Raw genomic sequence first — 26,226 nt, 5'->3', positions numbered from 1 at the left:
TTAATCTTAACCAACAGAGCCTTCCAGGCTAATGCTAAGCAAGGCCTTGGCTTCAACGGCAAATTCCATTGGCAACTCGCTCAGCACTTTTTTACAAAAGCCATTCACTATCAGTGAAATTGCGTCCTCTGTAGAAATACCTCTTTGTAAGCAGTATTGCAGCTGATCTTCACCAATTTTTGATGTTGTGGCCTCATGCTCAACTTGTGCAGTATTATTCCTTGCCTCGATATATGGGATTGTGCTAGCCGAACATTTGTTACCTAACAACAATGAATCGCACTGAGTGTAATTTCTGGCATTTTTGGCCCCAGGCAATACATTCACCAATCCACGGTAAGTGTTTCTACTATTCCCTGCTGAAACTCCCTTTGAAATTATTGTGCTTTTGGTATTGTTTCCAATATGCACCATTTTGGTACCAGTATCTGCCTGTTGAAGATTGTTTGTGAGTGCCACTGAATAAAACTCACCAACCGAATTGTCTCCCTTTAAAATACAGCTTGGATACTTCCAAGTAATTGCAGATCCTGTTTCTAATTGGGTCCATGAAATTTTTGAATTATCCCCCTTGCATAAACCGCGTTTGGTAACAAAATTATATATTCCACCCTTGCCATTTTTATCCCCAGGATACCAATTTTGAACTGTTGAGTATTTGATTTTTGCACCCTTAAGGGCAATAAGCTCAACAACTGCTGCATGTAGCTGATTTTCATCCCTTTGAGGGGCGGTACACCCTTCAAGATAACTTACCTCACTTCCCTCGTCTGCAATAATTAGTGTCCGTTCAAACTGCCCTGTTTTTGCTTCATTTATTCGAAAATATGTGGACAATTCCATGGGACATTTCGTATTTTTTGGAATATAAACAAACGTCCCATCACTAAACACAGCTGCATTAAGTGCCGCAAAATAATTATCTGAGTGTGGCACCACCGAGCCAAAATACTTTTGAATTAATTCCGGATGTTCTTTTATTGCTTCAGAGATCGGACAAAATATCACTCCCTTTTCTTTTAGTGCTTCTTTATAAGTGGTTGCAACAGAGACACTATCAAACACAGCATCAACAGCAACACCAGACAACAGCTTTTGTTCATGAATTGGAATCCCCAATTTTTCGTATGCTTTTAATATTTCTGGATCAACCTCATTTAAGCTTCCAAGCTTTTTCATTTTTGGTTCCGAATAATAATATATATCCTGAAAATCTATCTTTGGATACTTAACATCAGCCCATTTTGGTTCTTGCATATTCTTCCACGCCTGATATGCGAGCAGTCTTTTTTCAAGCATCCATTTTGGCTCTAATTTTTTATTGGATATGAATTCAATCACCCCTTCATTTATTCCTTTTTGTGCTTTGATGGACTCAACTTGTGTTATAAACCCATGTTTATAGTTCTGTTGAAAAAAATGCTCTTGTGCTGCGTTTGTCATATATCTTTATTCAACCTATTTTTTGCAATTGGAAACTGGCCTTATCATCTATAAAATCCTTTATGGTAAAGCTCTGCAGCGCCTGCATAAACAGGTTGTTAAGCTTGTTCCATCAATGCTTCACCCTACATCCCGTATTATATTCGCAGGCATTATGCGAATTCATCCCGCATATAGTTAGAGATATATCCCCTTCTATAGCCACTATTATATCTAAAATTCTGATATCAGATGGTTCTTTATCCAATTGATATCCACCAGTGTTGCCTCTATATGATTTTATTAACCCATTTCTAACCAACATTTTAAGGAGTTTGATAACGGTAGGCTCTGCAATTTTCGTCCTTTCGCTTAGGTATTTTGCACTGATTATATTTTCTTTGTCATTAACTATCTCGCACATCAACAATGTGGCATAATCAGTCAATCTATTAACTTTCATCATATTATTATTGAAATAGAAGCGAATTAGTACTATTTTTGTCCCAATTATATAGTCAGCTGATATTAAGGTCAATAATGAATAATGAAATAAAGCAGATTATCCAAGAATTTGAATTATTTACAGATTGGGAAGATAGATATTCTTACATAATAGACTTGGGAAAAAAACTGCCAAGCTTAAGCACATTGGAAAAAATTGACGCTAATAAAGTTGATGGTTGTGTAAGCCAGGTCTGGTTGACTACAAACCAGAAGGATAATAAATACTATTTTTCTGCAGATAGCGATGCCATAATTGTAAAAGGGCTTTTGGCCATAATACTTAGAATTTTTTCTGGACAAACCAAGACGCAAATTTTAGATGCCGGTTTTCAAGAACTATTCAAGGCTTTAAATTTAGAAACTCATCTTACACCAAGCAGAAGCAATGGTATGTTTGCAGTGGTTGAGAAAATAAAAGACATCGTGTCTAAACAGTAGAATTTATTGCGCGCACCTAAATTTTATCAACCCTAAAGTTAAGCAGATTCAGCAAGCCTATAGTTTCCACTAACAGACTGAACATCATCCAGGTTATCCAAAGCTTCCACCAATTTTAATATTTTCACGCTTTTATCTTCATCTAAATCGACCATTAGGTCTGCCACCCATTTTATCTCTGACTCTATTGGCTTGCCAAATTTTTGTTCCAACTTTTCACTAATCTCTGGATATTTTTCTACACTGCATAAAATTTCCATGCAACCTTCCTCTTCAAGACAATCTTCCACTTCCAACTCCAACGCATACTCAATGAGATTATCTTTATCAATATCACCAGAATCATCATACACAATTAAGCCCACGCGCCTAAATAAGTATCCAACACTCCCCTGCTCTCCCAATGCTCCACCAAACTTACTGAATGCTGCTCGCACCTCACTTGCTGTCCTATTCCTATTATCCGTTAAAGCCTCAACAATTAGAGCAACACCACCTGGGGCATATCCCTCATATTTAACTTCCTCATAATCCACCCCATCATTTCCTGATATTGCTTTTTTTATTGCACTATCTATCTTATCTTTAGGTAGATTCACTTGTTTGGCTGCGGTGATTGCAGCCCGAAGCCTTGGATTAAAATTTGGGTCCGGCATACCAGATTTAACCGCCACAATAATTTCTTTCACAACTCTGGTAAATGCCTTAGCCCTTCTGTTATCTTGTGCCCCTTTTCTATGCATTATATTTTTAAATTTTGAATGTCCTGCCATCTTGATTATCCTATTAAAAAAACTTCTGTATACTCCGCATCTTTTAGAAGTATGTTTATTGACAAAATACATTTATTCGTAAATTTATTCAATAATAAAGAGTTTAAAAACGCTATGGCGCAAAGAAATTTATCAAATTATAAAAATGGTATGAATGCAGAGATGGTTGTGATAAGCCATTTAATTCGTCATAGATACAGTATTATTAAACACAGATATAAGACGAAATATGGAGAGTTGGACATAATAGCAGCAAGGCAAAACGTTCTTCTGTTCATAGAAGTGAAAAATAGAAAAATAATTCCCAATTATGAGGTAATAAGCCAAAAGCAAAAGAAACGCTGCTATGACACAGCGCTACATTTTCTTGCCAATAACCCTCAATTTTCAAATTTCACAATGCGCTTCGATTGTTTTTTTATAGATGCGTACGGTGAAATAAAACATATCCAAAACAGCTGGGAAATAACAGACCTAACATCTAACTCAAGCTAGTGTTTTTTAAGTGCAATTTCGAGAAAATAAAACCTGATATTGAACTGAAATTTCACATATAGCATAAGATACTATATATTTTTATAAATTTGGGAGTGTTGCCATAAGATAGATAAGATGCTAAAATGAATATAGCGAGCAACAAAGAAAATAGAGATATGAATACAGAGTGTAAAAAATGCAGTAGCAGTAAATACGTTAAGAATGGTAATATTAGGGGTATGCAAAGGTATAAATGCAAAGAGTGTGGATGTAATTTTACAAACACTAAATTAAGAGGCTGTTCGCCAGAGATGAAGGCTCTGGCAGTGTTATTGTACAGCATGGGAAAAAGTAGCTTTAGATGGCTAGGGAAATTATTTAAAGTAGCTCATACTAGCGTATATAAGTGGATAATACTGTATGCTAAAAAGATACCAAGACCAACAGTGCCGGAAGAATTGAGAGAAGTTGAAATAGATGAGATGTGGCATTTTGTAGATTCAAAAAAAAACAAATTATGGATATGGAAAGCCTATAGTAGGGAGCTCAAGAGAGTTGTTGCCTGGGTGGTTGGTAAGCGTAACGTTACAACCTTTAGAAAATTGTGGAAAATCATAAGTAGAGATAATTGCACTTATTACACAGACGATTGGTCTGTTTATTCAGAGGTTATACCTCGCCATCAACATGTTGTTGGCAAACAACATACACTCTCAATTGAGTCCAATAACTCAAACACAAGGCACAGAATTGCAAGAATGACCAGAAAAACAAAGGTAGTTTCAAAATCTGAAGAAGTTGTCGATCTTACGATTAAGCTCTGGGTACATTTTGAGGATAACAATAATTTCCTAGATAGTGTCGTCATGAGATTTGTGGTATAATATGAAAGAAAAGATAAATCAGGAGTAAAAATGGATTTAGGGCTACATAGGCATGATATAACAGATAATATGTGGGATTTGATAAAGGATCATTTGCCAGGAAGGGAAGGTACGTGGGGAGGTTTGGCACATAATAACAGAAGATTCATTAACGCAGTATTTTGGATATTAAGAACAGGTTCTCCCTGGAGAGATTTGCCTTCAGAATATGGAGGATGGAAAAATACACATAAAAGATTTTGCAGATGGAGAGACAAAAGGATATGGGAGGCTTTATTGGAGATATTTGTGAAAGAACCTGATATGGAATGGTTAATGATAGACGCAAGTCATAGTAAAGTGCATCCACATGCTTCAGGTGCAAAAGGCGGCAATCAAGATATGAGTCGTACAAAAGGGGGCTCAATACAAAGATTCACCTTGCCGTGGATTCACATGGTATGCCACTCAAAGTTATTGTCACAAAAGGCTCAGAAGCTGATTGCAAGCAGGCTGTTAATCTTATTGAAGAGATGAAAGCTGAGTACTTACTAGCCGACAGAGGGTACGATGTTAATTACATAATTGACCATGCCCAAGAATTGGGCATGAGAGTTGTTATTCCTCCTAAAAAGAACAGAATCACCCAGAGAAAATACAATAAAGATTTATATAAAATAAGGCATATTGTAGAAAACACCTTTCTTCATCTTAAAAGATGGAGGGGAATTGCAACCAGATATGCTAAAAATTCAGCTTCTTTCCTTGCCGCAATTCAGATTAGATGCTTATCTCTTTGGCTTAAAATCTCATGACGACATTATCTAAGTGAGCAGGGCAATTTTATATCTATCTTTGGCTAACACTCTGTTTATTTTTATATTCAGCAATAAATTTATCAAAAGAATTAAAGAAATCATTCAATTTTTGATCACCTAATTTTTCTTTACTTTGATTAGCTAAAGATTTTGCTATATCCTTACATTTGTTAATATTCATCATAATCAACCTCCATATATTATAATTCATTAGAAATTTATTCTAAATTACCATTAGCGGATCGCCAAAAAGAGCATGAAAACCAAATCAAGAATTTCCCAATTTAACAGAGGGATATATCTCAGCACAGCTACCTTAACACTTGTCCAAATATGACTACGCCAATTTTTAAGGTTAGCGAAGTATAAAACTTAAGCGAATGCCACTTCTGCTATTTGAGATTCTGCGGATTGCACGAGGTCCTTTGCAACCTCTTTTATCTGAATTTTATGCAACTTTGGCAAACTTTTTCTCATTAAGCTTAACATCTTTGGCGTTGCGATAATTATAAGCTCAGAAAACCCATTGTCCTTTATTTTTTCCTTTATAATTTCTGAAATCTCCTTGCTAAATTTTGCTCTATCTATATCTTTCGGCTCGGTATGAGGGTCAAAAAAATGTCCACCAACACCGTTAGATTGAGTTTTAAACCCTGTGCGCAAAGATTGTTTTTTATGATGGATGCCAAATTCTTCTGATGTATGTTCAGAGATCAGGCTCTTGATTTTAAGTCCCTCCGCATCATATAATTTTGCAAACTTCGCATCCATAACTAAAATAATTTTTGTCATTCTTTATACTCCCACTATGTTACGATCATAATAAAAATGTATCCAACTTCATACTCAGATGCAAAAAAAAATAAATTGTCAATATAAAAGATTTTGAGTTGAAATTTACGCGAAATGGTGTATCATCTGGGCCAATAGCGTGCAGAAAAAGTTTTTGGTGTTGGCTTTACAGCCAATTACGACTGCATCAGTATAACCAAAATAAAAAGGAGTTTTATGGATTTTAAGGTAGATTTTGATATTAAAGCGCTGCTTGAAGCGGGCGCACATTTCGGGCATAAGAAAAACTTGTGGAACCCACAAATGGCACAGTATATATATGGAATAAAAAACAAAGTCCATATAATAGACTTGCAACAAACTGCATCAATGCTGCTTGAAGCTTTAAAAGTAGTTTATTCAATTGCAGCACAAAACGGCAGGATATTGTTTGTAAACACAAAAAAACAATCCACTGATGTGGTAAAAGAAGCTGCTTCAAGATGCGGGCAATGTTATGTTAACCATCGTTGGTTAGGTGGGATGTTAACAAATTGGTCGACAATTTCATCGTCCATTAAGACCCTACAAAACTACGACAAAATCATAGGGGAACAAAGCGACAATTATACTAAAAAGGAGCTCTTAACTTTCGCTAGAAAAAGAGATAAGTTGGAAAGAGCAATAGGTGGGATGAGAAACTTAGGGGGGAAACCCGATGTACTATTTGTAATTGATGTCAAAACTCACGCAATTGCTGTGCAGGAAGCTAAAAAATTTAATATACCAGTCATTGCTGTAGTTGATACCAACTCCAGCCCAGAAGGGATTGACTACGTTATCCCAGGGAATGATGACTCTAGAAGAGCTATAGAATTGTACTGCAATTTAGTAGCTGATACAATTCTGGCCGGCATTCAAAAGAGCTTGACTTCTGCAGGAGTTGATACAAAAAGCAGCTTTTCTAAGATGAAGCATGAGAATAGTTCTAAAAAAATAGAAAAAGATGACGATGCTATCGAAGATAATAATGAAACAAGCGACACTCAAGAACAATAAAAAGGGGTAAGATAAATGTCTATAACTGCAAGTATGGTAAAAGAGCTTCGAGAAAAAACCGGAGCTGGTATGTTAGATTGTAAAAAAGCTCTAGAAGAAACCAATGGCGACATGGAAGAGTCAATAGTATGGCTTAGAAAAAAGGGGTTGGCTTCTGCTGGCAAAAAGGCTGGAAGAGAAACAAGTGAAGGCGTTATTGCTGCATTTGTTGATGGCAATCATGCCACAATAATTGAGTTAAGTTCTGAAACAGATTTTGTTGGAAAAAACGAGAAGTTTTTACAATTGGCAGACTCACTGGTCAAAAGTGCACACAATTTTAAAGGAGATGTGATATCTGAGTTTTTGACATCACACCATGGAAAAGCCACTATAGCCGATTTGATAGCCGAGCACATCGCAGTGATAGGTGAAAACATAATACTAAAAAAGCTCAAGAAAATCAGCGTTCCACATGGCAAAATCATTCCATATTTCCACAATAGACTAACTGATAACATAGGGAAGATAGGAGTTGTTGTTGCTTTTGAAGGGGAAGTAAACGAAGAGGTAGAAGAATTTGGCAAGCAGCTTGCAATGCATATTGCAGCACTTAAACCATTAGCTCTGAGCAAAAGCTCTTTGGATGCCAATGTTGTTGAGAAAGAAAAAGATGTGTTAAGAGCTCAGGCACTAGGAAGTGGAAAACCAGCTGATGTAGTTGAGAAAATGATTGAAGGAAGAATCAGAAAGTTCTTAGAAGAAATAGTTTTGCTAGAACAGCCTTTTGTTGTTGACGGCAAGACCAAAATTAAAGAAATAATCGAGGAGCTACAAAACAAAACCAAATCTAACTTTACAGTTTCTAGTTATATTAGGTATGAGGTTGGCGAAAGCTGATTGAACCTTTTTGTGGCATCGCGTATTATGAAAAAATCCAATCGAATACTCCTTAAAATCTCTGGCGAGGCGTTAATGGGGCAAGAAAAGTTTGGTCACGACAATAGCACGATAGATCAAATTTGCGAAGACATCAAGGAGGTATACGACTTGGGGTACGAGGTGTGCCTGGTAGTTGGTGGTGGCAACATCTGCAGGGGTGCAGCTGTTGCAGAAGTTGGAATTGAAAGAGCAACGGCAGATTATATGGGAATGCTTGCAACTGTAATAAACGCCATAGCCCTACAAAGCAAGCTGGAGAGTAAAGGGTTATACACCAGGGTGATATCTGCAATCCCGATTGTTACAATCGTTGAGCAGTACATCAGAAGAAAAGCAATTAGGCATTTAGAGAAAAAAAGAGTTGTGATTTTTGCCTCTGGAACAGGGAATCCATTCTTCACCACTGATACCTGCGCAGTCTTAAGAGCAATAGAAATGGATTGTTCATTCGTTTTAAAGGGAACCTTAGTGGATGGTGTGTATAGCGAGGACCCTAAACATAATCCAAACGCCTTAAAATACGAAGAGTTAAGCTATAACGATGTAATAAAGCATAATTTAGCTGTGATGGATACAACGGCGATTACTTTGGCGCGTGACAACCATGTGTCGATTAAAATCTTCAATATTAATAAAAAAGGGGAATTTGCCAAGGTTTTGAAGAATACCGGTGATTTTACAACTATAAAATGAGGTCTTTAATGGATAGAGATTCAGAGATATTACAAGAATTAAAAAAGAAAATGGAAGGTGCGGTCAGTTCGCTAAAGCATCTATTTGGTGGCCTTAGAACTGGCAGAGCATCTGCTGCATTGTTAGATTCTGTAAAAGTTGAAGCTTATGGTAGCAGTATGCCAATTGGCCAGGTTGGTAGTGTCAGTGTTTCAGATGCGAAAATGATTGTGGTTCAAGTATGGGATAAAGGACTGGTACCTGCTGTGGAAAAAGCCATTATGAATTCTGGCTTGGGGCTTACACCAAATACAGATGGGCAATTGGTAAGACTTCCTATACCGGATTTAACACAAGATAGAAGAAAAGAATTGGTAAAAAAAGCCAACGAATATAGTGAGCAGGCTAAGGTATCCATTAGGAACATTAGAAGGAACGGTATCGACAGCTATAAAAAACAAGAGAAAGAAAAGCTTATCTCGGAAGACGAGTTGAAGGCATACATAGAAGAAGTTCAAAAAATTACGGATAGCTATATAGAAAAGGTGGACGCCGGCCTGGAAGCAAAGTCTCGTGACATCTTAAGCATATAAGCTATACACTCCGGTAACTTGAAAAATTGGCAAAATTTATCGCCGTTGTTGAGTTTTATAAGGTTTAATAAAATGAAAAATTGGATAAAAAATTACTCTGCCCACAATAACATAAAAAACCTGCGTTCATTTCATCTTGGTTATCAGAAATTTGGCTAATTTCATCTAAACCATTTTGCAGAGTGTTAGCCAAAGATAGATATAAAATTGCCCTGCTCACTTAGGAAATTATTGTTATCCTCAAAATGTACCCAGAGCTTAATCGTAAGATCGACAACTTCTTCAGATTTTGAAACTACCTTTGTTTTTCTGGTCATTCTTGCAATTCTGTGCCTTGTGTTTGAGTTATTGGACTCAATTGAGAGTGTATGTTGTTTGCCAACAACATGTTGATGGCGAGGTATAACCTCTGAATAAACAGACCAATCGTCTGTGTAATAAGTGCAATTATCTCTACTTATGATTTTCCACAATTTTCTAAAGGTTGTAACGTTACGCTTACCAACCACCCAGGCAACAACTCTCTTGAGCTCCCTACTATAGGCTTTCCATATCCATAATTTGTTTTTTTTGAATCTACAAAATGCCACATCTCATCTATTTCAACTTCTCTCAATTCTTCCGGCACTGTTGGTCTTGGTATCTTTTTAGCATACAGTATTATCCACTTATATACGCTAGTATGAGCTACTTTAAATAATTTCCCTAGCCATCTAAAGCTACTTTTTCCCATGCTGTACAATAACACTGCCAGAGCCTTCATCTCTGGCGAACAGCCTCTTAATTTAGTGTTTGTAAAATTACATCCACACTCTTTGCATTTATACCTTTGCATACCCCTAATATTACCATTCTTAACGTATTTACTGCTACTGCATTTTTTACACTCTGTATTCATATCTCTATTTTCTTTGTTGCTCGCTATATTCATTTTAGCATCTTATCTATCTTATGGCAACACTCCCAATAAAAATAATGAAGAGCTCAATAAGATGCTTGATGACGCCAAAACAGATGGTCAATTGAAGGATGTTCTAACTATGAAAAATAATTTTGGCTTCTCACTGCTTCGTATGGCAATCTCTGCAAATAACCTGGATATTGTTGACAGAATTTTGACTGAAGCAAAAAATGAAAAAATATTAACAGAGCTTTTTGAACATACAAGTGGTTATAACGCGCTTCTTAAAAGTGCGATTGATACAGACAATCCTGATGTTGTCGACAGAATTTTAACCGCAGCAAAAGATGTTGGTATGTTGCAAAATATCTTAGACACAATAACTAATGAGTCTGGATGGCTTACTCCAATTATGGACTATTTGTTCTTGGGTATAAGAATGAGACCTAATGAGACACTGCTTGGAAGTGTTATTAATAAATCCAATCCACAGACAATCGAAAAAGTTTTGGCTGCAGCAAAAGATGTTGGCATGTTGGAAAAAATGTTGAACACCGAAAATTACAATCACTATTTACCACTTCATGATGCAATACAGAACCAAGAAGTACAAATGCTTGAAAAGATTTTAACTATAGCAAAAGATGCTGGCATGTTAAAAAAAATTTTAGGCACAGTGTATGGTGGTAAAGATTATTATTTAGAATATGGAGACGATGATATATATGAACGTGATATTAGGCCTTCATATAGCGATGCTTTTGTATCGTTTTTATTTGGTAGGGAAAAGCTGGTTGGCAAGACCATATTGCACATTGCAATTTGGGACAGTAATCCAGAGAAGGTTGAGAAAATTTTGGCTGTGGCAAAAGATGCTGGCATGCTAAAGTGGCTTTTAAATACTAAAGATAAATACGGCGATCAACCACTCCACTCTGCAGTGGGTAGTTATAGACCTAATAAAGCAGTTGTTGAGAAAATTTTAAACGCAGCAAGAGATGATCGCATACTTGAGGATATACTGCACAGCAAAAACAAGGCTGGCAAAACACCGATTGGATTATCTGGTAGATACAATAATGAAATAAGAAGCCTTCTAGATAATGTCGTCATGAGATTTTAAGCCAAAGAGATAAGCATCTAATCTGAATTGCGGCAAGAAAAGAAGCTGAATTTTTAGCATATCTGGTTGCAATTCCCCTCCATCTTTTAAGATGAAGAAAGGTGTTTTCTACAATATGCCTTATTTTGTATAAAGGGAGCGTTGAAAGATAAAATAAGGATAAATGTGATGGTTTGATTTAAGGAAGTTTGGACCATGGTCTAAAAAAATTAACAAAAAACTGGTTTCCCCAAGAATTCAAAAGATTTCTTTGAGGTGGGATATGGTAATTTTTAGCTTTTTATTGATTCTGCGAAGCGTGATTTTATGAGCTTAGGCAGTAAGAACCGTTAAACGTTTTAAATTAAAGCAGATAGCATTCATAAATTCAGCAAACTGATTTTTGGCAATTCCTATGTATCGCAATCGTTTATTATCTTGAGAAAACACCCTCTCAAACGGAGCCCTTATGGAAGTATAGTATCGATCAAGGTCAAAATTCTTTTGCTTCATATTGTTTTTCTTGATGGCGCAAAAATGAATACCTCTGCTTTTAGCTGCATTCTTTGCTGGTGCAACACAATACCCTTTGTCAGCATAAACTGCTCCACTATTTGGTAAAACATGCGCAACTCCCTTTGCATCGGTAACATTAGCAGGCGTTATAGCAACCTTGTTGATCATTCCGGATTGAATATCTACGCTTACATGTTTTTCTTATAGCCATACCAAAATTTACTACCACCCTTGCACCCTATTTTGGCTTGTTTATCATGTGCGACTTTAGGCAAGACTTCGTTGTTAAGTTTTTCATATTTTTGTTTTCTGGCTTCATCCCGCTCTTCCCATAAATTAGCTTTGGAGATCAAGTGACTTGCATCAACAAAAGTAAATACCTCGCTCATATATCCTTGAGATTTTAGTTGATCTCTAAAAATGGCAAAGATTTTTGATAACAAATTTGTTCCTATCTTTGAGCGGATTCTACTAAAAACGCTATAATCAGGTGTGGCTTCGGTTAAATCAAAATCACAAAACCACTTGGCTGCAACACTGTCACTCAAATATCTTTCTAGTTCACGATCTGACAAATCTTCCATAAACTGTAACAACAAGCATTTAAATAAACGTAAAACACCATATCCCTTATAATTAGCAGGAGATTCAATTCCCTTCAGCTCTTGCTCTGCTGCCCCAAAATTAAACAGCTCCTTAAATTTGCGATATTGATGCTCACTACCAACCAATTGATCCAAACATACCATTATTATTTGATGCGCTGATGACATTTTTCTCTTCTTTATTCTGTAATCCACTCCACTATACCTTTCTTTATTCCATCTTGCAACACTCCCCTTATACAATCCAATAAACAGCTTATAGAGGAAAAAGAAGCTGTATTAAAAGAAGTAAAAGACTGCATAGAACCTGCAAAATGGAGCTTTATAATCCCAAATTACTGGGTAAAAAACATAAGCGAAACAGGTAGTTATTATAAAGAGAGAGATGCATTGGTATTTGCGGTGATAGATGATTATATTGCTAAGAATAAGGGAGATAAAGAAACACTAACTTATGTAAGGGATAATAAAGAAAACATCAAAAACCAAGTACAATATTTTCTTAATGATGTAGATAACAAGGAGCATATCAATAAATTTTTGAATGAGCTTGGCAATTATAATATAACAGGAAGTCAAGTCATAGAAAATGCAAAAACTCACATCTCTGGCCGCAGTTTTACCTGATATACTCCGAGAACTTGGAAAAGAGCGAGGAATACGAGTGATGAGCATGAGGCGCGTACATATTTACCTAAACGTTATGCGAAATCCGAAGTATATTTTGAGGCCAATTTTTCAAGTTATCGGAGTATATAATCACGTATGAACTGGTAAAACTGTATTTCGGATTCAATCTTAGTATTGGCGAGTTTTTTAGTTACGTCGCCTTTAGCCATTTTCTTTATGTCAGTCATGCTAAGAGCATACTCTGATATTACTTCACATAGATTTTGCTCATGAATAAATTTTGCAAAGGACCGTGATATTACGAAGCTCAAGTGTTTATCTTCGTTCGCGCCTGTGTATACGATTCCAGCGCTTAATTGGCTGATAAAGTTTTCATGATTGGCAAGTAATTGAAAATCGCCTGCTTCCCCTGGCAATGTTATAGCTTTATAACATTCATCTACAATAATTTTCTCTGGTGTAATGATTCTTAACCTTATTTTATCCTTTTGCATGCTAGTCTCGACGCATTTTTTCTGCTTTTTCTAAAGCTTCTTCTATACTACCAACCATATAAAACGCAGATTCAGGAACATCATCATACTTACCTTTAATTAAATCCCTAAAACCACGAACTGTATCCTCAATTGCCACAAACTTACCAGGAGAGCCTGTAAACACTTCAGCCACATGAAACGGCTGAGATAAAAACTTTTGGATTTTTCGTGCCCTTGCCACAACTAATTTATCCTCCTCAGAAAGCTCATCCATTCCAAGAATTGCAATAATGTCCTGCAAAGATTTATATGTCTGCAGTATTTTTTGTACTTCTCTTGCAACCTCGTAATGTTCTTCACCTATAATGCTTTTAGACAAAGCCTGGGAACTACTATCAAGTGGATCAATTGCTGGATATATACCTTGTTCCGCAATTTGACGACTTAAAACAGTTGTTGCGTCCAAGTGTGAGAATGAAGTCGCAGGTGCCGGATCTGTTAAATCATCAGCTGGTACATATACGGCCTGCACAGAAGTGATGGATCCATTTTTTGTCGAAGTTATTCTTTCTTGGAGAGCTGCCATTTCCATTGCTAATGTGGGTTGGTATCCCACAGCTGATGGAATCCTACCAAGCAAAGCAGATATTTCAGAACCAGCTTGTGTAAACCTAAATATGTTATCTATGAAAAATAGAACGTCCTGCTGTTCTTTATCTCTAAAATACTCAGCAATTGAAAGGCCAGTAAACGCTATTCTTGCTCTTGCACCAGGCGGTTCATTCATTTGCCCATAAACTAAACTCACTTTTGAACTGCTAATATTCTCTTCATCGATTACCTTTGAATCCATCATTTCATGGTATAAATCGTTTCCTTCCCTTGTTCTTTCGCCAACACCGGCAAAAACAGAGTAACCACCGTGTGCTTTTGCTATATTGTTGATCAATTCCATAATTAGTACAGTTTTACCTACTCCTGCGCCACCAAAAAGCCCTATTTTTCCACCTTTTATGTATGGAGCTAATAAATCTATAACTTTAATTCCTGTAACCAAGATTTCTGTTTTAGTAGATAAAGAGGCAAGATTTGGTGGAGAACTGTGTATTGAAGCGTAATCTTTGCTATTAATTGGTCCTTTCCCATCTATTGGGTTTCCAATCACATCAATTATTCTTCCCAGAGTTTCTTTACCAACAGGAACAGTAATGTGTTGCCCTGTATCTGTAACTAAATCACCTCTTTTTAACCCATCCGTTAAATCCATCGCTATTGTTCTGACTATTCCTTCACCAATATGCTGAACTACCTCAAAGGTAATTTCTCTAGAATCGCTTTGGTATTTTAGAGCATTGAGTATGTTGGGTATAGCCCCCTCAAACTTAACATCCACTACCGCCCCAAAAATCTGTATTATCTTTCCTGTGTTCATATCTAACCTATTTTCTGAATTGTTAATTAATGGCTTCTGCCCCTGAGATAATTTCCATTAGTTCTTTTGTAATCAAAGCTTGCCTGCTTCTGTTATAAAGCAAGTTAAGCTCTTTTAATACTTTGATGGAGTTTTGTGTAGCACCATCCATTGCTATCATTCTCGCAGAGTATTCGCAAGTGATACTGTTTGCGTATACGTTGAAAATTATAGCATTGATTAAATTGACAATAATGCTCTCTAGCACATTGGATAATTTGTTATCAACTTCAAACACTGTTTTACCAGCCTGCTCTTTATTACTTAAACCCTCTATACACTCTATCCCAAAAGGCAGCAACTGCACATTCGTAATTTCTTGCTTCATTACAGTATGGTACTTCGTGTACAAAACTCTGCATTCGTCAACTACCCCACTCATAAATAAATCTCTGATTTTTTGACCTAAACTCGCAGAATGGTTATAAGAAATGTTTTTGTTCTCTAAGTTTGCAAAAGGCATGCTAAATTCCATTAAATCCTTATAGTGCGCGTTGATATACTGCGAGATTTTGTTCCCAACACAAATAAGCCTAATATTTTTTCCCTGGCTTTTATTATGCTCTATTATATTTGCCACAGCACTGGTGATTTTGGAATTAAATGAACCGCATAACCCTTTGTCTGAACTGAAAATAACTAATAAAACATTTTTCCCCTCCCCCTTTCGCAAATAAGGAGAATGTGAACTAAAAAATAGAGAATGGTCAAGGTTATATAAATCTATCAGAAGATCGTTCAGCGCTTTGAGATAATGCTGGGTCTTTCCTATATTGTTTTGAGACTGCTTTAACCTAGAGGCAGATACTATCTTCATCGCTTGGGTAATCTTCTTTGTGGAGCTAATTCCTTTTATTCTATTTTTGATATCCTTTAGCGACGGCATTGTTTCTTAAATGAATAATTTGATAAATTGGTCTAAATATTCTTTTAACTCCTCGCTCATCTCATCAGAAAGGGTTTTTTCCTCCCTAATTTTTTGGATCAAATGCGGTTTTTCCTTCTTAATTTGGTATAAAAGCTTATTTTCAAAGTCACTAATAGTACTTAATGCAACATTCTTCAAATAACCATTGATCGCAGCAAATATTGATATAACCTGATCTTCCACCTGCATTGGAGCATACAATGGCTGTTTCAATAGTTCGGTCAGTTTATCCCCCTTGTCCAACATAGCTTTAGTGATGGGATCCAGGTCCGATGCAAACTGAGCAAAAGCCTGTAGTTCTCTATACTGAGCAAGATCAAGTTTGATTGAACCTGCAACTTTTTTCATTGCTTTGATTTGTGCTGCAGAACCAACTCTACTCACGGATAAACCAACATTAATAGCTGGTTTAATTCCTTTATAAAACAGCTCTGTTTCCAGAAAAATTTGGCCATCAGTAATTGAAATTACATTTGTTGGAATGTAGGAAGAAACATCACCGGCTTGAGTCTCGATAATTGGCAAAGCCGTTAAAGACCCTCCTCCCATTTTGTCTGATAACTTAGCCGCCCTTTCAAGTAATCTTGAATGTGCATAAAATATATCCCCAGGGTAAGCATCTCTTCCTGGCGGTCTTCTCAATAACAACGACATCTGACGATACGAAACTGCATGCTTACTCAAATCATCGTAAATCACAAGGGCATGCATGCCGTTGTCCCTAAAGTATTCCCCCATAGCACACCCAACATAAGGTGCATAAAACTGCAAAGGTGCAGGGTCTGATGCAGAAGCAACAACCACGATTGTATACTCAAGTGCCCCAGCTTCTTCCAATTTTTTCACAATTTTCGCAACTGAAGAATTTTTTTTGCCAATTGCTACATAGATGCAATACAACTTGTCATGTTCGTTTTTTGACTTATTGACTTCTTTTTGATTCAGTATTGTGTCGATTGCTATTGATGTTTTGCCTGTCTGTCTATCACCAATTAAAAGCTCACGTTGCCCTCTTCCTATTGGTATTAAACTATCAATCGCTTTAATTCCAGTTTGCACAGGTTCATGTACAGATCTCCTTTCAATAATCCCGGGTGCCTTGATGTCAACTTTTTTATGTACCGTATCTTTCATCGGCCCTTTACCGTCTAATGGGTTACCAAAAGCATCAACTACTCTACCAAGCAATGCCCTTCCTGTTGGGGTTTTAAATACATCGCAGGTTCTTTTGACTATATCTCCCTCATGAATGTCTGATTCATTTCCTAAGATCACAATCCCGACACTATCCTCCTCAATATTGAAAACAATTCCCTGAGCACCGTTTTGAAATTCTACAATTTCATTAAATTGAACGTTATCCAACCCGTAAGCTATAGCAACTCCGTCAAATACTTTAACAATTTGCCCAACTTCTTCCAGATTAATCTCCTGGTCTAAGCTACTAATCTCATCTTTTAAAATGTTTACAATTTCTGAAGCTTTCATATAAATACTTAATTTATTATCTTTAAAGTTGAATAACCAGTAGCACGCTGGATTTTGTATAGCTTAGATAAAATGGAAAAATCAAACATATTTGAATTGGTTTTTATTACCATACCACCAAGAATTCTTGCATCAAACTCAAAGTTAAATTCTAAATTTTCATCTTGGAAATATTTCATCAACTGCTTTTTAATTGTTTCAATAACCTCACCTTCCATTTTTTTTGCAAGGGTTATCTCAACAACACGTGTGTTAGTATATTCATATAGCAAATCTTTAAAAGATAAAATCATGTTTTGTAACAAAAAAAGCCTTTTTTTAAAAATCAACATGTTGATAAACTTTCTCACGACATTGGATACTGGCATTTTCTGTAAAACGGTATTGCAAAATATTAATTTTACATTTTGTGGTACAAGCTCATTGAGCAATAATTTCTTTATTTTTTTATTTTCGTTTATCCTATCCCAAAAAGAGTTTAGCTCAGCAAAAACTTCATCTAGTTTCTTTAAGTCATTTGCCACAAGAAACAAGGCTTTCGCATATCTTCTCGCTGTCAGATTTTCATGACCCATAACATGTAGCCAAATTTGATTGTCATATACGAGATACTTTTATATGTATCTTGGCATTTTGTAAATATAAAATCATCGAGCACAACTAAAAGTCGTTATAAATTCTTAAAACCCGTCTTCTTAGAAAGTGGGAGCGTTGAAAGATAAAATAAGGATAAATGTGATGGTTTGATTTAAGGAAGTTTGGACCATGGTCTAAAAAAATTAACAAAAAACTGGTTTCCCCAAGAATTCAAAAGATTTCTTTGAGGTGGGATATGGTAATTTTTAGCTTTTTATTGATTCTGCGAAGCGTGATTTTATGAGCTTAGGCAGTAAGAACCGTTAAACGTTTTAAATTAAAGCAGATAGCATTCATAAATTCAGCAAACTGATTTTTGGCAATTCCTATGTATCGCAATCGTTTATTATCTTGAGAAAACACCCTCTCAAACGGAGCCCTTATGGAAGTATAGTATCGATCAAGGTCAAAATTCTTTTGCTTCATATTGTTTTTCTTGATGGCGCAAAAATGAATACCTCTGCTTTTAGCTGCATTCTTTGCTGGTGCAACACAATACCCTTTGTCAGCATAAACTGCTCCACTATTTGGTAAAACATGCGCAACTCCCTTTGCATCGGTAACATTAGCAGGCGTTATAGCAACCTTGTTGATCATTCCGGATTGAATATCTACGCTTACATGTTTTTCTTATAGCCATACCAAAATTTACTACCACCCTTGCACCCTATTTTGGCTTGTTTATCATGTGCGACTTTAGGCAAGACTTCGTTGTTAAGTTTTTCATATTTTTGTTTTCTGGCTTCATCCCGCTCTTCCCATAAATTAGCTTTGGAGATCAAGTGACTTGCATCAACAAAAGTAAATACCTCGCTCATATATCCTTGAGATTTTAGTTGATCTCTAAAAATGGCAAAGATTTTTGATAACAAATTTGTTCCTATCTTTGAGCGGATTCTACTAAAAACGCTATAATCAGGTGTGGCTTCGGTTAAATCAAAATCACAAAACCACTTGGCTGCAACACTGTCACTCAAATATCTTTCTAGTTCACGATCTGACAAATCTTCCATAAACTGTAACAACAAGCATTTAAATAAACGTAAAACACCATATCCCTTATAATTAGCAGGAGATTCAATTCCCTTCAGCTCTTGCTCTACTGCCCCAAAATTAAACAGCTCCTTAAATTTGCGATATTGATGCTCACTACCAACCAATTGATCCAAACATACCATTATTATTTGATGCGCTGATGACATTTTTCTCTTCTTTATTCTGTAATCCACTCCACTATACCTTTCTTTATTCCATCTTGCAACACTCCCTTAGTATACAGTTTTTTAAGCTAAGTTGATGCTGCAATTAACTTGGTATTTTTCTATCCAATGAGCCAGTAATTTTTTATATCCTGTTTTAAGCTTTTCTTCCCCAAAGATTGCTTCTATTCCATTTAAACAGAGCGTCACTACTTCCTCTGCATTTAATTTGTCGAAATTCTCTGGCAACTGATATTCAGAATCAAGTCCTGCCAGAGCGTATATGGTTTTCTTAATGGAAACGCCACCAAATTCAGGGTTATCAGAGCCTAAAGTGATTTTAAGCTTATGTTTTTTGAATAATTCGAAAAAAGGATGTTGTTCTAGTTTTCTAAAGTGAACCTTTTCTCCACCTTTTGTTTTTGCAAAAGGAACATAAACACCTTCTTTTTCCTTAACATGCAGGCATAACCCTAAATTTAGGTTGATGATTGGCATCATAACTAAAGTTATCTTATTATCTTTGAGATACTCAATTGCCTCAGAATCTTCAATTGCCTGAAACCCATGTGCAACGCGTGTTATAGGTAAGGTCTTTATCACATCCAACATATGTTCAACACCTATCCCCTCCCCTCCATGTGCTTCGCATCCAAGGCCTAATTCACGAACTCTATCATACCCAGCTTTTAAGTGTATCGGCCATCCTGTTTGATCTTTCTCATGCCCGGCTGATTCAATCCCAACCAAAACACCTGGGGCTATTTTTTTCGCTTCCTCAAGCCATAGTGCTGCCTCCAGGGTTCTTTCGTGAGTGGATTTTGATTCACCCGCTGCTTTAGTTTTATTGAAGCAATGTAAGAATCTTAGGTGTACTCCATAGCTTTGAAATTTTTCAACCACTTCTTGAAACAAAAGGTAAAGTTGTTTTCTGGCGTTTTCACGATTTTCATCAGGAAATAATAAATATGCGATCTTAATGTTCTGTTGCAATTCCGTGTAGAATATTTTTTGTTTTATGCATTCCTCCAAATATCTATACAGAACAAACAATAAGTCATCTTTGGTTTGAATGCCTCCTGGTGGGTTTCTATGCCCTTGCACAGTTGCCATGATCCTGTCAAAACTTTTAAAGCTTTCAAAATCGATCGCGTATTTTAAATTTTGCGGCTGGCCATTGGCATCTAGTTGAAAATCCCTATTAAAGATATCAAGATAATGCTCATGAGGGTCTTCAATTGATAAGGAATTAGGGCCACTGAAGCATATATATTCACCATTTTCCTTTCTCTCAACAGAAATTAATTTATTTCTTAAGCCAAGATCCCAAGCAGTGTTTGGTGATATAACCCCAGGCAAATGTACGTGTATATCACAGACTGGCAAATCGTCTATCATCTCTTGAGTAAGTATTGTTACTCCATTTAAGAAATTGCTTGTCATAATTGTTCAGACTACTATATAGATAGTGATATCTATATTATTAACAATAAAATGCAAGTATTTTTACTGTATGAAAAAATTTAAAGAAGGCTATTCCTTTGATGATGTGCTGATAGCTCCAAATTATTCTAACATTATACCAAAAGATGCTAACGTTTCCACAAAGTTAACGAAAAAAGTAACCCTTAACTTACCATTTGTTTCCGCAGCCATGGATACTGTTACAGAGCATGAAATGGCAACTCAGATGGCACTTATCGGTGGCATAGGTACGATTCATAAAAATATGAGCATCGATGCACAATGTCAGGAGGTGGCAAAGGTGAAAGCTTGCAGAGTCGACAGCATAAATAATACATCAGCGTGCCTTGATAATGCTGGACGTTTACGTGTGATTGCCGCCGTTGGAGCAGGTGAAGAGGCAGTTACTAGAGCCAAATCTTTGATAGCGGCTAATGTTGATCTAATTGCAATCGATACTTCGCATGGGCATTCACAAAATGTATTAGACACCATACAAGAAATAAAAAAAATCTCAAAAACCATCGAGATTATAGCTGGCAATATAGCAACAAAAGATGCAGCTCTTGCTTTGCTTTATGCTGGCGCAGATGCTCTTAAAGTTGGTGTAGGACCAGGTTCCATATGCACTACAAGGATTGTTGCAGGGGTGGGTGTTCCACAGCTTTCCGCAATTATGGAAGTGGCTGAGGTGTGCCAGACAAAAGACGTATATTTGATAGCAGATGGTGGCATTAGGTACTCAGGAGATGTTGCAAAGGCAATTGCCGCTGGAGCGGATTGTGTGATGCTTGGCTCAATGCTTGCAGGGACAGACCCAACTCCTGGGCAAGTGATTGTGATTGATCATAAAAAATACAAAAAATATAGAGGGATGGGGTCTCTTGCAGCAATGAAGTCTGGCTCTGCTGATAGGTATTTTCAAAAGGGTGAGACAAATTTAGTACCACAAGGCGTTGAAGGTTATGTGGAGTACAAGGGGTCTCTAAGCGACGTTATAACACAACTAAAAGGGGGACTTACTTCAGCGATGGGTTATACAGACAGTAAAGACATAGAAGAAATGAAGAAAAAATGTACTTTTGTCAAAATCACACATGCGGGAATAAATGAAAGCCATGTGCACAGCCTGGACAGATTTGAAGCTGCAATTAATTATAAAAAATAAAATGAATAGTCACGATAAAATACTTATATTGGATTTTGGTTCTCAATTCACACAATTGATCACAAGACGGATCAGGGAGCTAAACATATACAGTGAAATAAAACCATATTCAATATCAGATGAGGAAATAAAGAAATTCAATCCAAAAGCAATCATTCTGTCGGGCGGTAGCGAATCAGTTACCGATGAAGGTGCTCCACAAATACCTCGGATAATTTACGATTTGAATGTACCAATTTTAGGGATTTGTTATGGGCAGCAGGCGTTGTGCAAAGATTTTGGTGGGATTGTATCAAGCTCCACATCCAGAAGTTACGGCCCTGCACAATTAGAAATCCTCTCAGAATCTAGGCTTTTTAAAGACTTTTGGAGACAAGGAGAAAATCACCAAGTGTTAATGAGCCATGGGGATTGCATAAGCACATTACCAAAGGACTTTGAGGTTGTGGCAAGAACTGATAAGGCACAATACGCAGCTATTGAGCACAAAACCAAAGAAATTTATGGCATACAGTTTCACCCTGAAGTCTCACATACACCAGACGGAATGAGATTGTTGGACAATTTTTTAAGCAAAATTGTCGGATGTAAAAAAGATTGGGAAATGGGATGTTTTATTGATGAACAGATTGTTGAGATGCGAAATAAGGTTGGTGAGGAAAAAGTGGTACTTGGATTATCTGGAGGGGTCGACTCCACGGTTGTAGCAGCACTCCTTAGCAAAGCAATTGGAAAACAACTATACTGTGTGTTTATAGACAACGGTCTTTTAAGACACAATGAAGTGGAGGAAGTACAAAATAGTTTAAAGAATGACCTTGACCTCCAACTTATCACAGTAGATGCAAGCACAAAGTTCTCATCAGAATTAAAAGGTGTGGAGGATCCTGAAGAAAAACGTAAAGTTATTGGAAGGGTTTTTATCGAAACATTCCAAGACACTATTAAAAACTTAGGAAATATCAGATACTTGGCACAGGGAACGATATATCCCGATGTGATAGAATCAGCTGCCACTTCAACTGGTAAAAAGGTTACAATCAAGTCTCATCACAACGTTGGTGGACTGCCTGAAAATATGGGTGAGTTAAAGCTTATTGAACCTTTGAGGTTGCTATTTAAAGATGAAGTACGAATTTTAGGTAAAAAGCTCGATATACCGGATGCCATATTAAACAGGCACCCATTCCCCGGGCCAGGACTTGGCATCAGGGTTTTAGGTGAGGTAACTCAAGAAAAATGTGAAATATTGCGACAAGCTGACCATATTTTTATTAGCATGCTTAAAAATAGAGGGCTGTACCATAAAATATGGCAGGCATATGCCGCATTGCTTCCAGTTAAAACTGTTGGCGTGATGGGCGATGCTAGGACTTATCAGTATATATGTGTGTTAAGAGCGATTACCTCTATTGATGGAATGACCGCAGATTATGTGGATTTGCCGCATGAACTGTTGGGAGCAGTTGCAAAAAAAATAGTGAATGAAGTTCATGGAATTAACAGGGTACTTTATGACGTCACGTCTAAACCCCCAGCAACAATTGAGATGGAGTAACATAGCCCCATAGCTCTTTTAAAAATTGAAAAACCTCCATAAAAAGCTTGTTAATTGTTAATAAACATATTATAAGTTTCTGATAATAATTATTATTTCGATACAATGAAAGTACTATCATCTTTAAAATCTGCGAAAAAAAGGGATTTGAATTGCAAATTGATAAAAAGAAAGGGAGTGTTATACGTTATTAACAGAAAAAATCCAAAGTTTAAAGCGAAGCAAGGTTAATATTCATGCAATATGAATATCAATATCATATAGGGGACTTGCCAGGCGATATAGTACTTACTGGAAGTTTGGCGATTGATACTGAAGCTATGGGATTGAATAACCATAGAGATAGGTTATGTCTTATTCAAATAGCTGATGAATTAGGTGCCATACACTTAGTTCATTTTAAAAATCAGAATTTTGATGCCCCTAATCTAAAAAAACTGTTGTCTGACAACAGTAGGCAGAAAATATTTCATTTTGCCAGGTTTGATGTGGCAATAATACAACACTACCTGAAAATAGACATTGATAGTATTTTTTGTACAAAAATTTCATCCAAACTATGCAGAACTTACAACAATTACCACAGTCTGTTAGATTTATGCCAGGAACTGCTTGGGGTTAAGATTTCCAAACAGCAACAATCTTCGGATTGGGGCGCGGCAAATTTAAACCCAAATCAGTTAGCCTATGCAGCTCAGGACGTTAAGTATCTGCACCGACTAAGAGATAAACTAACCACCTTGTTGCAAAGAGAAGGAAGGAAGGAAGTAGCAGAAGCATGTTTCAGATTTTTGCCAACTAAAGCAAAACTTGATAATCTAGGCTGGATGGATTCAGATATCTTTGCTCATCACTAAACTGCTTTTCATAAAGGTACTACCCAATTTTTAAAGCTAGCTAATTTAAGAAAATTACCATTTGTTTTCAATTAACTATTGCACTCAATTTAAAATTGCACTTATAATCATTTTAGCTGTAAAAAGATATAGAGGCTTAAATGAAAAGAGACAACCACAATCCAAACGATCCTCAAGACGAAAGCAATGATACGGATGAAGAAATAAGCAATAATGACTCTGATGCTAAAAAACAGAAGTCTAAAAAAAATGAAACAAGCAATAGTAACGCTATTACTTATATACAACATTTTTTTAAAACAACTTTTACACCATCAAAGGAAGAATATAAAAATTCTGATATTTATCGCGATTATTGCAAAAGCTTTGGTTTCAATCGTGAACAAAAAAAGCTTTATAAAAACTATGCAGATACCTTAATCAAACAATTGTATGAGCTTGATAAAGAAAAGAAAAAAATGCAAGAAACACTCTTAGATGTAGAGAAGTACTCTGAGGTAATTGGTAATGACATAGCATTAAATAGGAGGGTATATCTCCAAGCTGAAATTGCAAGATTACAAAAAGACATTAAATTGATGTCTAGTATACTGATCCTATTAAAATCTGTAATAAAAGACGATAATATTGAGGGTGCTTTGGAGGAATTAATTTCCGATGATTGGAAACTGCAAAACAATTTAGCAAGGTGCGAGGAGCTACAAAAATCAAGTTCAAAGAAAAACGCTGAATATCAGGATGTTGTTTTAAAACTACAAAAACAAATAAAAGAAAGCTCTTTTGATGCTAATTTAGGCGAAAACATCAAGACAATATTAGGATATTTAGAAGATGACATGGAGTATATTCGTTCCATGGAGGAAATTTTAGAGATATTAAATACTCAATTAACAGAAAAAGAAGCAAAAGCTCGCAAAATAAAATCCACCATAAAAAAGACAGAGTGTTAGCCAAAGATAGATATAAAATTGCCCTGCTCACTTAGGAAATTATTGTTATCCTCAAAATGTACCCAGAGCTTAATCGTAAGATCGACAACTTCTTCAGATTTTGAAACTACCTTTGTTTTTCTGGTCATTCTTGCAATTCTGTGCCTTGTGTTTGAGTTATTGGACTCAATTGGGCTCTGTCGCATCTGTAATATGATGCAAAAACTTTCAAATTATTTGTATATTTTTCCATTAAGCAGTTAGTGAAAGAAATTTATCAAAGTCAGAATTATAATTGTCATTGTCAGCAAGTTGTCCTTTTTTAATCATGTGCAAGAGCTCTATTCCTGCAATAGTCCTGGCGGCACTTCTAAAGGATTTGAAACCAAGCATCGGTCTAGTTCGTTTCTTTACAAATCTGTGATCGCCTTCTATCCTATTGTTTAGATATTTGTTATGCCTAATTTCTATTTGGTCTTCTTTAGATAATGGCTTATTGATCGAATTCAAAGCAGAAGTATTAGAGCCACTTTTATCTATATTAACCTTTATAGGCTGGCCACTAGATTTAATTGCTTTCCTGAAAAACGCTTTAGCTGCCCTTTTATCTCTTTTTGCTCTTAGCATAAAATCTATGGTATCCCCGTATTTATCAACTGCTCTATACAAATAGACCCATTTACCTTTAACCTTGATATATGTCTCGTCCATTCTCCAGCTGCCGTTGACTGGCTTTTTTCTTTTTCTGAATCTTCCTTCAAGTATTGGCATAAACTTTACTACCCATCTTTGTAGAGTGGCGTGATCTATGTTGAGTCCTCTCAACCCGCCTATCTCTTCTATCTCTCTGTAACTTAAAGAATATCTTCCTTTCATATACAGCGATACCATAATGATTTCTGCGCCATATTCATGGTTCTTAAAATACTTCATTAATTTTGGGTCTACTTTAAACATTATTACCAGCAACTATTTCTTTCAGAA

General features: G+C 36.2%; 34 protein-coding genes and 1 pseudogene. 15 read left to right on the top strand and 20 right to left on the bottom strand.

What is annotated here, in order from left to right; translation table 11 throughout:
* Positions 1–6: 6 nt before the first annotated feature.
* Positions 7–1,443 carry a Fe-S cluster assembly protein SufB gene (sufB, locus tag Bandiella_RS01685; protein ID WP_323733132.1) on the bottom strand — a complete coding sequence of 479 codons (1,437 nt, stop codon included), beginning with the start codon at positions 1,441–1,443 and terminating at the stop codon, positions 7–9.
* Positions 1,444–1,555: 112 nt separating this feature from the next.
* Positions 1,556–1,885, bottom strand: coding sequence for an Rrf2 family transcriptional regulator (locus Bandiella_RS01680; RefSeq protein ID WP_323733131.1), 330 nt, complete (start codon positions 1,883–1,885; stop codon positions 1,556–1,558).
* A 77-nt stretch (positions 1,886–1,962) separates the two neighbouring features.
* Here Bandiella_RS01680 and Bandiella_RS01675 point away from each other — a divergent pair, with 77 nt between their 5' ends.
* Positions 1,963–2,367: a SufE family protein gene (locus Bandiella_RS01675; RefSeq protein WP_323733130.1), complete on the top strand. Its 405-nt coding sequence runs from the start codon at positions 1,963–1,965 to the stop codon at positions 2,365–2,367.
* Positions 2,368–2,405: 38 nt separating this feature from the next.
* Here the strand turns inward: Bandiella_RS01675 and Bandiella_RS01670 are convergent, their stop codons facing one another.
* Positions 2,406–3,140: a YebC/PmpR family DNA-binding transcriptional regulator gene (locus tag Bandiella_RS01670; protein ID WP_323733129.1), complete on the bottom strand. Its 735-nt coding sequence runs from the start codon at positions 3,138–3,140 to the stop codon at positions 2,406–2,408.
* 51 nt (positions 3,141–3,191) lie between these two features.
* On the opposite strand from Bandiella_RS01670, the gene Bandiella_RS01665 reads away from it, so the two are divergent.
* The 3 genes from Bandiella_RS01665 (at position 3,192) to Bandiella_RS01655 (ending at position 5,295) form a co-directional block, all read left to right on the top strand.
* On the top strand, positions 3,192–3,635 hold the full coding sequence (locus Bandiella_RS01665; RefSeq protein ID WP_323733128.1) for a YraN family protein: 444 nt from the start codon (positions 3,192–3,194) through the stop codon (positions 3,633–3,635).
* Between the two features lie 125 nt (positions 3,636–3,760).
* Positions 3,761–4,501: an IS1 family transposase gene (locus Bandiella_RS01660; RefSeq protein ID WP_323733127.1), complete on the top strand. Its 741-nt coding sequence runs from the start codon at positions 3,761–3,763 to the stop codon at positions 4,499–4,501.
* 30 nt (positions 4,502–4,531) lie between these two features.
* Positions 4,532–5,295, top strand: a protein-coding gene (locus Bandiella_RS01655; protein WP_458693264.1) for an IS5 family transposase whose coding sequence is annotated in 2 segments (ribosomal slippage) — positions 4,532–4,892 and positions 4,892–5,295 — 765 coding nt in all. Because the reading frame shifts where the segments join, the coding sequence is not laid out codon by codon here.
* A gap of 34 nt (positions 5,296–5,329) precedes the next feature.
* On the opposite strand, the gene Bandiella_RS01650 is transcribed toward Bandiella_RS01655, so the two are convergent.
* Both Bandiella_RS01650 and Bandiella_RS01645 read right to left on the bottom strand, forming a co-directional pair.
* Positions 5,330–5,479 carry a hypothetical protein gene (locus Bandiella_RS01650; protein ID WP_323733126.1) on the bottom strand — a complete coding sequence of 50 codons (150 nt, stop codon included), beginning with the start codon at positions 5,477–5,479 and terminating at the stop codon, positions 5,330–5,332.
* Between the two features lie 191 nt (positions 5,480–5,670).
* Positions 5,671–6,090, bottom strand: a complete 420-nt coding sequence (locus tag Bandiella_RS01645) for a host attachment protein (protein WP_323733125.1) — start codon at positions 6,088–6,090, stop codon at positions 5,671–5,673.
* Between the two features lie 216 nt (positions 6,091–6,306).
* Here Bandiella_RS01645 and rpsB point away from each other — a divergent pair, with 216 nt between their 5' ends.
* From rpsB to frr, 4 genes are read left to right on the top strand one after another with little or no spacing between them, the layout of a single operon-like run.
* The gene (gene rpsB, locus Bandiella_RS01640) at positions 6,307–7,128 is read left to right on the top strand and encodes a 30S ribosomal protein S2 (RefSeq protein ID WP_323733124.1); all 822 of its coding nucleotides are present in this window, start codon (positions 6,307–6,309) and stop codon (positions 7,126–7,128) included.
* A gap of 15 nt (positions 7,129–7,143) precedes the next feature.
* The gene (gene tsf, locus Bandiella_RS01635) at positions 7,144–8,007 is read left to right on the top strand and encodes a translation elongation factor Ts (protein WP_323733123.1); all 864 of its coding nucleotides are present in this window, start codon (positions 7,144–7,146) and stop codon (positions 8,005–8,007) included.
* A 12-nt stretch (positions 8,008–8,019) separates the two neighbouring features.
* Entirely contained in the window at positions 8,020–8,742 is a 723-nt protein-coding gene (pyrH, locus tag Bandiella_RS01630; protein WP_407651256.1) for a UMP kinase, read from the top strand.
* An 8-nt stretch (positions 8,743–8,750) separates the two neighbouring features.
* Positions 8,751–9,314: a ribosome recycling factor gene (frr, locus tag Bandiella_RS01625; protein ID WP_323733121.1), complete on the top strand. Its 564-nt coding sequence runs from the start codon at positions 8,751–8,753 to the stop codon at positions 9,312–9,314.
* A 185-nt stretch (positions 9,315–9,499) separates the two neighbouring features.
* Here frr and Bandiella_RS01620 read toward each other — a convergent pair whose 3' ends face one another.
* Together Bandiella_RS01620 and Bandiella_RS01615 are read right to left on the bottom strand one after the other, a co-directional pair.
* Positions 9,500–9,868, bottom strand: coding sequence for an IS1 family transposase (locus tag Bandiella_RS01620; RefSeq protein ID WP_323733371.1), 369 nt, complete (start codon positions 9,866–9,868; stop codon positions 9,500–9,502).
* Complete coding sequence (locus tag Bandiella_RS01615; RefSeq protein ID WP_323732992.1) at positions 9,772–10,245, bottom strand: IS1/IS1595 family N-terminal zinc-binding domain-containing protein; 474 nt, start codon at positions 10,243–10,245, stop codon at positions 9,772–9,774. Before Bandiella_RS01615 ends, Bandiella_RS01620 begins: the two co-directional genes overlap by 97 nt.
* A 109-nt stretch (positions 10,246–10,354) precedes the next feature.
* On the opposite strand from Bandiella_RS01615, the gene Bandiella_RS01610 reads away from it, so the two are divergent.
* Positions 10,355–11,338: a hypothetical protein gene (locus tag Bandiella_RS01610; protein WP_323733120.1), complete on the top strand. Its 984-nt coding sequence runs from the start codon at positions 10,355–10,357 to the stop codon at positions 11,336–11,338.
* On the opposite strand, the pseudogene Bandiella_RS01605 reads toward Bandiella_RS01610, so the two are convergent.
* From Bandiella_RS01605 to Bandiella_RS01595, 3 genes and pseudogenes are all read right to left on the bottom strand, one after another.
* A pseudogene (locus Bandiella_RS01605) lies at positions 11,325–11,471 on the bottom strand (IS5/IS1182 family transposase); the annotation flags it as partial. The gene Bandiella_RS01610 and the pseudogene Bandiella_RS01605 overlap by 14 nt on opposite strands.
* A gap of 179 nt (positions 11,472–11,650) precedes the next feature.
* Positions 11,651–12,001, bottom strand: coding sequence for a transposase (locus tag Bandiella_RS01600; RefSeq protein WP_323732514.1), 351 nt, complete (start codon positions 11,999–12,001; stop codon positions 11,651–11,653).
* 20 nt (positions 12,002–12,021) lie between these two features.
* Complete coding sequence (locus tag Bandiella_RS01595) at positions 12,022–12,681, bottom strand: transposase (RefSeq protein WP_323733119.1); 660 nt, start codon at positions 12,679–12,681, stop codon at positions 12,022–12,024.
* 159 nt (positions 12,682–12,840) lie between these two features.
* Between Bandiella_RS01595 and Bandiella_RS01590 the strand changes: the two genes are divergently transcribed.
* On the top strand, positions 12,841–13,065 hold the full coding sequence (locus tag Bandiella_RS01590) for a hypothetical protein (RefSeq protein ID WP_323733118.1): 225 nt from the start codon (positions 12,841–12,843) through the stop codon (positions 13,063–13,065).
* A 116-nt stretch (positions 13,066–13,181) separates the two neighbouring features.
* On the opposite strand, the gene Bandiella_RS01585 is transcribed toward Bandiella_RS01590, so the two are convergent.
* The 8 genes from Bandiella_RS01585 to Bandiella_RS01550 all read right to left on the bottom strand — a co-directional run bounded on the left by Bandiella_RS01585 (position 13,182) and on the right by Bandiella_RS01550 (position 20,664).
* A complete protein-coding gene (locus tag Bandiella_RS01585; RefSeq protein ID WP_323733117.1) occupies positions 13,182–13,562 on the bottom strand; it encodes a FoF1 ATP synthase subunit delta/epsilon in 381 nt (126 codons plus the stop codon).
* 1 nt (position 13,563) lies between these two features.
* On the bottom strand, positions 13,564–14,976 hold the full coding sequence (gene atpD / locus Bandiella_RS01580; protein ID WP_323733116.1) for a F0F1 ATP synthase subunit beta: 1,413 nt from the start codon (positions 14,974–14,976) through the stop codon (positions 13,564–13,566).
* A 22-nt stretch (positions 14,977–14,998) separates the two neighbouring features.
* Entirely contained in the window at positions 14,999–15,901 is a 903-nt protein-coding gene (atpG, locus tag Bandiella_RS01575; protein ID WP_323733115.1) for an ATP synthase F1 subunit gamma, read from the bottom strand.
* A gap of 6 nt (positions 15,902–15,907) precedes the next feature.
* Complete coding sequence (gene atpA / locus Bandiella_RS01570; protein ID WP_323733374.1) at positions 15,908–17,437, bottom strand: F0F1 ATP synthase subunit alpha; 1,530 nt, start codon at positions 17,435–17,437, stop codon at positions 15,908–15,910.
* Positions 17,438–17,439: 2 nt separating this feature from the next.
* Positions 17,440–18,006 carry an ATP synthase F1 subunit delta gene (atpH, locus tag Bandiella_RS01565; RefSeq protein ID WP_323733114.1) on the bottom strand — a complete coding sequence of 189 codons (567 nt, stop codon included), beginning with the start codon at positions 18,004–18,006 and terminating at the stop codon, positions 17,440–17,442.
* Positions 18,007–18,313: 307 nt separating this feature from the next.
* A complete protein-coding gene (locus Bandiella_RS01560; RefSeq protein WP_323732514.1) occupies positions 18,314–18,664 on the bottom strand; it encodes a transposase in 351 nt (116 codons plus the stop codon).
* 20 nt (positions 18,665–18,684) lie between these two features.
* A complete protein-coding gene (locus tag Bandiella_RS01555) occupies positions 18,685–19,296 on the bottom strand; it encodes a transposase (RefSeq protein ID WP_323732477.1) in 612 nt (203 codons plus the stop codon).
* Positions 19,297–19,350: 54 nt separating this feature from the next.
* Positions 19,351–20,664: an amidohydrolase family protein gene (locus tag Bandiella_RS01550; RefSeq protein ID WP_323733113.1), complete on the bottom strand. Its 1,314-nt coding sequence runs from the start codon at positions 20,662–20,664 to the stop codon at positions 19,351–19,353.
* A 115-nt stretch (positions 20,665–20,779) separates the two neighbouring features.
* Between Bandiella_RS01550 and guaB the strand changes: the two genes are divergently transcribed.
* From guaB to Bandiella_RS01525, 5 genes are all read left to right on the top strand, one after another.
* Positions 20,780–21,898, top strand: a complete 1,119-nt coding sequence (gene guaB / locus Bandiella_RS01545; protein ID WP_323733112.1) for an IMP dehydrogenase — start codon at positions 20,780–20,782, stop codon at positions 21,896–21,898.
* Between the two features lies 1 nt (position 21,899).
* Positions 21,900–23,456, top strand: coding sequence for a glutamine-hydrolyzing GMP synthase (guaA, locus tag Bandiella_RS01540; protein ID WP_323733373.1), 1,557 nt, complete (start codon positions 21,900–21,902; stop codon positions 23,454–23,456).
* Between the two features lie 105 nt (positions 23,457–23,561).
* A complete protein-coding gene (ykgO, locus tag Bandiella_RS01535; protein WP_323733111.1) occupies positions 23,562–23,687 on the top strand; it encodes a type B 50S ribosomal protein L36 in 126 nt (41 codons plus the stop codon).
* A 5-nt stretch (positions 23,688–23,692) separates the two neighbouring features.
* The gene (locus Bandiella_RS01530) at positions 23,693–24,313 is read left to right on the top strand and encodes a ribonuclease D (protein ID WP_323733110.1); all 621 of its coding nucleotides are present in this window, start codon (positions 23,693–23,695) and stop codon (positions 24,311–24,313) included.
* Positions 24,314–24,453: 140 nt separating this feature from the next.
* Positions 24,454–25,263, top strand: coding sequence for an AAA family ATPase (locus tag Bandiella_RS01525; RefSeq protein WP_323733109.1), 810 nt, complete (start codon positions 24,454–24,456; stop codon positions 25,261–25,263).
* Here the strand turns inward: Bandiella_RS01525 and Bandiella_RS01520 are convergent.
* Both Bandiella_RS01520 and Bandiella_RS01515 read right to left on the bottom strand, forming a co-directional pair.
* Positions 25,260–25,448, bottom strand: a complete 189-nt coding sequence (locus tag Bandiella_RS01520; RefSeq protein WP_323733108.1) for a hypothetical protein — start codon at positions 25,446–25,448, stop codon at positions 25,260–25,262. The genes Bandiella_RS01525 and Bandiella_RS01520 overlap by 4 nt on opposite strands.
* Positions 25,449–25,494: 46 nt before the next feature.
* On the bottom strand, positions 25,495–26,199 hold the full coding sequence (locus Bandiella_RS01515) for an IS6 family transposase (RefSeq protein WP_323732571.1): 705 nt from the start codon (positions 26,197–26,199) through the stop codon (positions 25,495–25,497).
* Positions 26,200–26,226 lie beyond the last annotated feature (27 nt).

The sequence above is a fragment of the Candidatus Bandiella woodruffii genome (genome assembly GCF_034359465.1).
Taxonomy (GTDB): Bacteria; Pseudomonadota; Alphaproteobacteria; order Rickettsiales; family Midichloriaceae; genus NDG2.
This window is presented reverse-complemented; position numbering and strand designations above follow the sequence as displayed.